Genomic DNA, 7,353 nt, shown 5'->3' on the forward strand with positions numbered 1-7,353 from the left:
CTGCCGCCGACGGCCCCGCCCGAGGTGCCGGCGGCCTGGACCTCCTCCAGGGTCCCCCACTCCCGGCATTCCCGGCACTGGCCCATCCACTTGGGGCTGGACCAGCCGCACTCGGTGCAGTGGTAGGAGACCTTGGGAGCTTTGGAACTCTTCGATGTGGGCACGACGGGAGCGTATCGGGCCCCACCGACATCTATTCGGGCATCTGCTCGGCGCCCTCCGGGCCTCAGTAGCCGACCGGGCCGGTCTGCCCCGGCTGCCCTCCCTGGTCATAGGGCTGCTGGTTCTGGGGAGCCTGACCGGTGGGGACCTGTCCGTACTGCGGCTGCTGGGGCTGGCCGTAGCCTTGCTGTGCAGGGGTCGCACCCGGATAGGGCTGGTACTGCGGGGCCATGTAACCGGGCACCAGGTGGGGAGACTTCTTGGCCAGGGCCGCGTCGGCGAACCTGCCGACCGCCAGAGCGCCGACAACGGGAAGAATGAAGACCAGGTAGGGGATGCGCACCCTCCCCTCGGCGTTCGTGATGATCCCGATGAAGATCGCGATATCGATGACGACGCCGATCACGACCATGATGGTCATGATGAGGTAGTAGTAGCGCGTGCGCAGGGGCTGGTCCTCACCGGAGTCGTTGCTGTCAGGGGTCTGGGGGATGCTCTGGGCGGGTTGCTGTGCGCTCATGAGAGACGACCTTTTCTGTGTTCGGGGAATGGTGTCGCAGCGCGCTCGGCGGCGCGACCGGATCCAGCGTGCCCAAAATCTTCCGGCACGTCACCTGCCCAGTATGGGGAGTAGTATCCCCGTGATATATATTTCTCACACATTGAGCCGGTCGTTCTTCAGGTAGCCATACGGACAATCCGTGGGGCTACCTGAAGAACGACCGGCTCGGTGGTGATGGGGACGGGCGTCAGGCGCGGGTACGGGCCAGCGCCTGACGGGCCCGCTGGGCGACGTTGTTGGCGGTGAATCCGTATTCCTCGAACAGGGCGGTGCCGGCGGCGGAGGTGCCGTAGTGGTCCAGGGAGACGATCTCGCCCGCGTCGCCGACGATCTCGCGCCAGCCCATGGCGATGCCGGCCTCGATGGAGACCTTGGCGGTACCGGCCGGCAGCACCTGGTCCCGGTAAGAGGTGTCCTGCCGGGCGAACCACTCCAGGCAGGGGGCGGAGACCACCCGGGTGGGCGTGCCCTGCCCTTGGAGGATGTCTCGGGCGGCCACGGCCACGCCGACCTCGGAGCCGGTGGCGATCAGGACCACCTCGGGGTCGGCCTGGCCGCCGCCTGCGTCGGTGGCCTCAGCCAGGACGTAGGCGCCCCGGCGCACGCCCTCGGCCGCAGCGGCGGCGGAGGCGTTCACGGTGAGGTTCTGACGCGACAGGGCGATGCCGGCCGGCTCGCCCGGGCGGGCCAGGATCTCGGCCCACGCCGCGGCGGTCTCGTTGGCGTCCCCGGGCCGCACCACAGCCAGGCCCGGGATAGCGCGCAGGGAGGCCAGGTGCTCGATCGGCTGGTGGGTGGGGCCATCCTCGCCCACGCCGATGGAGTCGTGGGACCACACGAAGATCGAGCCGATGCCCATGAGCGCGGCCAGGCGCACGGCCGGGCGCATGTAGTCGGAGAACACCATGAAGGTGCCCCCGTAGGGGCGGGTGAGCCCGTCCAGGGCGATCCCGTTGAGGATCGAGCCCATGGCGTGCTCGCGCACACCGAAGTGGATGGTGCGCCCGAAGGGCCCGTCGCCGTCGGCCTGCGCCAGGGGAGCGGGCAAGAAGGAGGGCTCGCCCGCCATGGTCGTGTTGTTCGAGCCGGCCAGGTCCGCCGACCCGCCCCACAGCTCGGGCACCACGCCAGCCAACGCGGAGAGCACCTTGCCCGAAGCCGCACGGGTCGCCAGGGACTGGCCGACCTCCCAGGTCGGCAGGGCCGTCTGGAGGCCCTCGGGCAGGCGGTGGGCCTCAAGGCGCTCCAGCAGTGCGGCACCGTCGGGGTTGGCCCGCTGCCAGGCCGCGAAGCGCTCGTCCCAGACCGCCCGGGCGGCCCGGGTGTTCTCTGCGGCCCGGGCGCGGGCGTGGGTGACGACGTCGTCGGGAAGGATGAAGCTCTGCTCGGGATCCAGGCCCAGGGCCCGCTTGAGACCGGCGACCTCCTCGCCCCCGAGCTTAGCGCCATGCGATGACTCCTGGCCCTGCTTGGTCGGCGAGGGCCAGGCGATGATCGTGTGCAGGCGGATCAGCGACGGGCGCTCGGTCTCGGCGCGAGCCGCCACGATGGCCTCGTGCAGCGCCTGGAGGTCCTCGACGTAGCCGTCGGGGCCGGTACGCCAGTCGACGTCGAGCACCTGCCACCCGTAGGCCTCGAAGCGGGCCGAGGGGTCCTCGGTGAAGGCGATGTCCGTGTTGCCCTCGATGGAGATATCGTTGTCGTCGTAGATGGCGATGAGGTTGCCCAGCTGCTGGGTACCGGCCAGGGAGGCGGCCTCCGAGCTCACGCCCTCCTGCATGCAGCCGTCACCGAGAACCGTGTAGACGAAATGGTCGAAGACCGACTCGCCCAGCGGGGCGCCGGCGTCGAGCAGCCCGTGCTCGCGGCGCGCGGCCATGGCCAGTCCCACCGCGTTGGCGAAGCCCGCCCCCAGCGGGCCGGTCGTGGTCTCGACGCCCGCCACCTCACCGAACTCCGGGTGACCCGGCAGGCCGGCCGGCGAGCGGAAGGCCGTGAAACCGCTCAGGTCGATGTCGTAGCCGGCCAGGAACAGCTGGATGTACTGCATCAACGAGGCGTGCCCGATCGACAACACGAACCGGTCGCGCCCCAACCAGCCCGGGTCGAGCGGGTCGTGGACCATCTCGCGCTGGTAGAGCAGCCACGCCACCGACGCCAATGAGATCGGCGTACCGGGGTGGCCCGACCCCGCCTTTTCCACGGCGTCGGCGGCCAGGGCCTTGGAAACCGCGATCGTCCGGCGGTCGAGATCGGTGAGCAGCGGCTCAGCACTCATAACTGAGGACTCCTTGTGCATGAGGGTGCATATCACTCTCGGCCACGGGCACCGTGCCGGTGCATCTGTGGCCGGGTATCAGTGCTGATCCTTCCCGCTTCCGCAGGGACGGGCAAGTACACGGGTGAACGCGTGTTCATTCTGACTCGCCCCGGGCCTCCCCTCAGACGCCCTCCAGGAGGGAGCGGGCGGTGCTCTCGTCGGTGACGAGGGCCGACAGGTAGTCCCCGCGCAGGGTGGCGCGCAGAGCATCGACCTTGTCCCGGCCCGCGGCCACGCCGATGACCAAGGGGATCTCGCTGAGCCGGGAGGGATCCAGGCACAGGGTGCGGTCGCACAGAGCCGTGCGCACGTGGTTGCCCTCGGCGACTCGCGCCTCCTTGAGCCCGAAGGCCCGCGTCAGGCGCTCCTCGAGGGCCATAAGCCGCTCAATGGGATGGGACACCGTGACCGCGACGATGCCGTGCCGGCGGGCCTCGGAGAGCATACGCGAGACCGTGGGACGCTATTCCTCTCAGTAAAGGGAGAGTGGGTGAGTTGAGTGCTGACACTGATGTTGTGTCAGAGCGGCCTTCCTTCAATAAATCTGTCGTCAGCACTTCCTCTGGGTTCACATATGACGTATTTTGTCTTGATCGAGGAGCGTCTAGCGAAGTGCTCAATTGCGGAGGGTTGCAGTTAAAATTTAGTCGTCATGGACGACGAGGGCTGCGTCGCCCTCTACTTCCTCGAGCCGGGCGAGTCCCCGCTGCCGGGCAAGGTCACCTACGATCGTGAGTACACGCCCTTCCGCAACATCCTGCCCGAGGAGTTCGACTGGGACACCCTGCTCGACACCCGCCTGGTCTTCCTCACCGGGATCACGGCGGCCCTGACCCCCGAGACTGCCCGGGTGGTGCGCTATTTTGCCGACGCCGCCCGCGATCGGGGCGTCGACGTCGCCCTCGACGTCAACTTCCGCTCCCTGCTGTGGGACGGCGAGCAGGCCCGGGCCGTTCTGAAGCCGATCGCCAGAGGCGCCTCGATCCTGTTCTGCTCGCGCACCGACGCAGGTGTCGTCTTCGGCATCCCGGGCCAGGGCGTCGACGTGTGCCGGGCCCTGCGCGAGGAGATCGGAGCCCCCACGGTCGTGTCCACCGATGGGCGCGCCGGCACCTACCTGTCCACTGCCGCCGGGGGCGAGAGCGTCTACGAGATCAAATCCGTCCCGGTCATCGACCGGCCCGGGGCGGGGGACTCCTTCGTGGCCGGTACCCTGCACGGCTGGCTCGACGGCGACGTCGGGCGCGGTATCGAGATGGGTACCAAAGTTGCCCAGCTCGCCCTGACCCACCACGGCGACCTCACTCATGTGCGCCCCGGCGATCTCCTGGCTCTCCAAGGCTCGGACATCGTGCGCTGAAGCGCCTCTTTCTGACAAGGATTGGTTCACTCATGAGCACCCACACACATGATGAGCACGATGCGGCGCCGTTAGGGCGCACCGCTCCCGAACAGATCGACAACCACCGCCTCACCGGCCACCAGAAGTCCCTCATCGGAATGGCCATCGTGGGCAACGTGTCGGAGTTCTTCGACATGTTCCTCATCGGCTTCATCGTCAACCTGCTGATCGAGACCCCGGGATGGAGCCTCACCGGCTTCCACTCCGGCGTCATCCTGGCCGGAGCGGGTCTAGGCACGGTCCTGGGCTCGATCACTTGGGGGCGGCTGGCCGACGTGTGGGGACGCAAGCACGCCTTCATCTGGTGCATCGTCGTCCTCGTCGTCTTCACCGCGGCTTCGGCCTTCACCCCGGTCAACGGCTGGATCCTGCTGGCGATCCTGCGCACCGGCGTCGGGTTCGGCGTGGGCGGTCTGAACATCACCTCGGTGCCCTTCGTCCAGGAGTTCGTACCCGCCAAGCAGCGCGGCCTCCTGGCGGGCCTCACCAGTGTCTTCATTCCCGCGGGCATCTTCCTGGGCGGACTGGTTACCAGGTACTTCGGCGACACCCTGGGCTGGCGCGGACTCATCGCCGTCGGCTGCATTCCCATCGTCCTGCTGGCCTGGACCCGCATCGTTCCGGAATCGCCGCGCTTCCTGCAGTCCCGGGGACGTGAGGAGGAGGCTAGGGCCGCCTACGCCTGGGCCATGGAGATCCCTGTCGAGCAGGTCGCCGATCTGCCACCCATCCCCGACAAGAGCTCCGCCTCCTACTCAGTGGTCTTCACCAAGTACCCCAAGCAGCTGCTCGTCGTGGCCCTCGGTTCCTTCTCCTTCATCCTGGGCTCCTTCACCGTCCAGTCCTGGGGGCAGACGCTGCTGGGGCAGTCCTTCAAGTTCGAGGCCGGCACGGTTGCGACCCTGTTCATGCTCGTATCTTTGGGAGACCTGCTGGGACGCCTGGGCTCGGCCTGGATCTCGGACCGGATCGGACGGCGCTGGACGATGTTCGGATGCGGCGTGATCGGCGCCGTCGGGTCCCTGATAGCGGCCTTCTCCACCCGCATGGTCCATGGGGACGAGATCGGCAGCGCCGGTTACGTGTTCTTCGCGGGCATCTTCATCGTCATGATGTTCGGCGACGGCGCCTTCGGCATCCTCAACGCCTTCGGCGGTGAGCAGTTCCCGACCGAGGCCCGGTCCACCGGCCTGGGGCTGGGATATGGAATCGGATCCGTCGCCAAGGTCGTCGGCCCCTACTTCGTGGGAGCCCTCATCGGAGGCAGCAAGCTGAGCGCCGAGGTGGTCTTCCTCCCCTTCATCGTCTTCGCGGTACTGCTCTTCGCCGGAGGCATCATCTACCTCTTCGCCCGTGAGACGAAGGGCGCCTCCCTGGAGGACATCTGAGGTCTCCGAGGCGCCCGAGCCCCCGACGGTGCGCAGTTGTCGTCCGGGTGGTGACCGGGCTCGTCGGCCCCGCAGGTCGGTTGCTCAGTGCTGGCCGTAGACGTGCTGGTACCGGTCGTTGAGGCGATCCACCATGTCGGCCGGAATCGGCTTCACCTCGCCGAGCTGCTCGGCGATGCTCATCGTGCGGGCGACCTCCTCGCACATGACGGCGGCCTTGACGGCGTCGCGCGCGTCCTTGCCGACGGTGAAGGGACCGTGGTTGGCCATGAGGACCGCCGGAGATCTGGAACCCTCCAGGGTCTCCACGATGCCGCGGCCGATCGAGTCGTCGCCGATGAGAGCGAAGGGTCCGATCGGGATGTCTCCGCCGAACTCGTCGCCCATCATCGTCAGGGCGCAGGGAATCGGCTCGCGTCGCGCAGCCCAGGCGGTGGCGTAGGGGGAGTGGGTGTGGACCACGCCACCGACATCGCCGCGGTGACGGTAGACGTAGGCGTGCGCGGCAGTGTCCGATGAGGGCGTCAGCGAGGCCGGGGTCCCATCGTCGATCTTCTCCCCGTCGAGCGTGCAGACCACCATGGTGTCCGCGGTCAGCTCGTCGTAGGAGACGCCGGAGGGCTTGATGACGAACAGATCGGTCTTGACGGGCCCGTCGCCACGGTCGACGACGACCCGCTCGGAGACGTTGCCCGCGGTCCACACCACCAGCCCCCACCGGGGCAGCTCGGCGTGGAGTTCGGCCACCCGCTGTCTGGTGTCCGCCACCGCCTCCTGCATCTGCTCGTCGAGGTCGGTCAGGATGATCCTCTCGCTCATGCGCGTGCTCCTTTGTTCGTCAGTGATATCCGGTTTCACTGGCGATTCTTCGGAGCCGGCGGGTCCGCGTCACCACGCACCGCGCACGAATGTTCACCGTTCCTGGGATACCGGCGCGTGGCCGAGCGCGGGCGGTTGCGGAGCCGGCCTGCGTGCGATGCGCCGCTGGAACTCGACGGGGCATGTCACGCGGCCGGGTGCGAGACTCCCGCACCCGGCCGCGTGACATGCCCCAGATCGTCTGCGGGCCGTGTGGGCCTCAGCCCTTCCGGTGCTCGACGACGTCGACCGGGGCCTTGCCCTCGTCTCCATCGGAGGAGCCGGAGTCCGGCAGGTGGCTGCCCACCATGTCGGTCAGGCCCGTGCCCACCAGGCTGCGCAGGATGACGTCGAGCTGCTCGACGTTGTTGGCCACGGCCTTGGGCAGCGCCGAAGCGCCCTCGGTGGAGATGATCGACAGGTCGCGCACGCTGGCCAGCGGCTCGCTCAGGGCCCGCGCGATCTCGGGGGCCTTATCCAGCAGCATCTGGCGGGTGGCGGCGTCGCCGTACTTGGCCAGGGCGTCGGCCTTGTCGCTCATGGCCTTGGCCTCGGCCTCACCGGCAGCGCGGATCGTGTCGGCCTCGGCCTGACCGCGGGCGGCGATGGCGTCGGCCTCCGCGCGGGCCCTGGCCGCGGTCGCCTTGGCCTCGGCCTCGGC

Annotated in this window: 7 protein-coding genes and 1 pseudogene; 2 read left to right on the top strand and 6 right to left on the bottom strand. The window is 68.4% G+C overall.

The features are described 5' to 3' along the window. The 4 genes and pseudogenes from HMPREF0975_RS16110 to HMPREF0975_RS05840 all read right to left on the bottom strand — a co-directional run. Window positions 1–164: pseudogene (locus tag HMPREF0975_RS16110) on the bottom strand (DNA repair protein RadA); the annotation flags it as partial. A gap of 62 nt (window positions 165–226) precedes the next feature. Then, window positions 227–682 (bottom strand): hypothetical protein, encoded by a 456-nt coding sequence (locus HMPREF0975_RS05830; RefSeq protein ID WP_009233222.1) that lies wholly within the window; start codon window positions 680–682, stop codon window positions 227–229. Window positions 683–911: 229 nt separating this feature from the next. Next, a complete protein-coding gene (tkt, locus tag HMPREF0975_RS05835; protein ID WP_009233223.1) occupies window positions 912–3,002 on the bottom strand; it encodes a transketolase in 2,091 nt (696 codons plus the stop codon). Between the two features lie 163 nt (window positions 3,003–3,165). Then, window positions 3,166–3,489 carry a sugar-binding domain-containing protein gene (locus HMPREF0975_RS05840; RefSeq protein ID WP_009233224.1) on the bottom strand — a complete coding sequence of 108 codons (324 nt, stop codon included), beginning with the start codon at window positions 3,487–3,489 and terminating at the stop codon, window positions 3,166–3,168. A gap of 207 nt (window positions 3,490–3,696) precedes the next feature. On the opposite strand from HMPREF0975_RS05840, the gene HMPREF0975_RS05845 reads away from it, so the two are divergent. Together HMPREF0975_RS05845 and HMPREF0975_RS05850 are read left to right on the top strand one after the other, a co-directional pair. Continuing rightward, complete coding sequence (locus HMPREF0975_RS05845) at window positions 3,697–4,404, top strand: sugar kinase (protein WP_009233225.1); 708 nt, start codon at window positions 3,697–3,699, stop codon at window positions 4,402–4,404. A 32-nt stretch (window positions 4,405–4,436) separates the two neighbouring features. Next, on the top strand, window positions 4,437–5,834 hold the full coding sequence (locus HMPREF0975_RS05850; RefSeq protein ID WP_009233226.1) for an MFS transporter: 1,398 nt from the start codon (window positions 4,437–4,439) through the stop codon (window positions 5,832–5,834). Between the two features lie 84 nt (window positions 5,835–5,918). On the opposite strand, the gene HMPREF0975_RS05855 is transcribed toward HMPREF0975_RS05850, so the two are convergent. Both HMPREF0975_RS05855 and HMPREF0975_RS05860 read right to left on the bottom strand, forming a co-directional pair. Continuing rightward, window positions 5,919–6,653: an L-ribulose-5-phosphate 4-epimerase gene (locus tag HMPREF0975_RS05855; protein ID WP_009233227.1), complete on the bottom strand. Its 735-nt coding sequence runs from the start codon at window positions 6,651–6,653 to the stop codon at window positions 5,919–5,921. Between the two features lie 259 nt (window positions 6,654–6,912). Further along, the coding region (locus tag HMPREF0975_RS05860) for a flotillin domain-containing protein (protein ID WP_009233228.1) at window positions 6,913–7,353 on the bottom strand (441 nt) is incomplete at its 5' end.

Origin of the sequence: Actinomyces sp. oral taxon 849 str. F0330 (assembly GCF_000239715.1) — a bacterium.
Lineage (GTDB): Bacteria > Actinomycetota > Actinomycetes > Actinomycetales > Actinomycetaceae > Actinomyces > Actinomyces johnsonii.

Coding starts and splice junctions, on each gene's coding strand:
- HMPREF0975_RS05850 (WP_009233226.1), top strand. CDS start 4,437: ATGAGCACCCACACACATGATGAGCACGATGCGGCGCCGTTAGGGCGC.
- HMPREF0975_RS05845 (WP_009233225.1), top strand. CDS start 3,697: ATGGACGACGAGGGCTGCGTCGCCCTCTACTTCCTCGAGCCGGGCGAG.
- tkt (WP_009233223.1), bottom strand. CDS start 3,002: ATGAGTGCTGAGCCGCTGCTCACCGATCTCGACCGCCGGACGATCGCG.
- HMPREF0975_RS05830 (WP_009233222.1), bottom strand. CDS start 682: ATGAGCGCACAGCAACCCGCCCAGAGCATCCCCCAGACCCCTGACAGC.
- HMPREF0975_RS05855 (WP_009233227.1), bottom strand. CDS start 6,653: ATGAGCGAGAGGATCATCCTGACCGACCTCGACGAGCAGATGCAGGAG.
- HMPREF0975_RS05840 (WP_009233224.1), bottom strand. CDS start 3,489: ATGCTCTCCGAGGCCCGCCGGCACGGCATCGTCGCGGTCACGGTGTCC.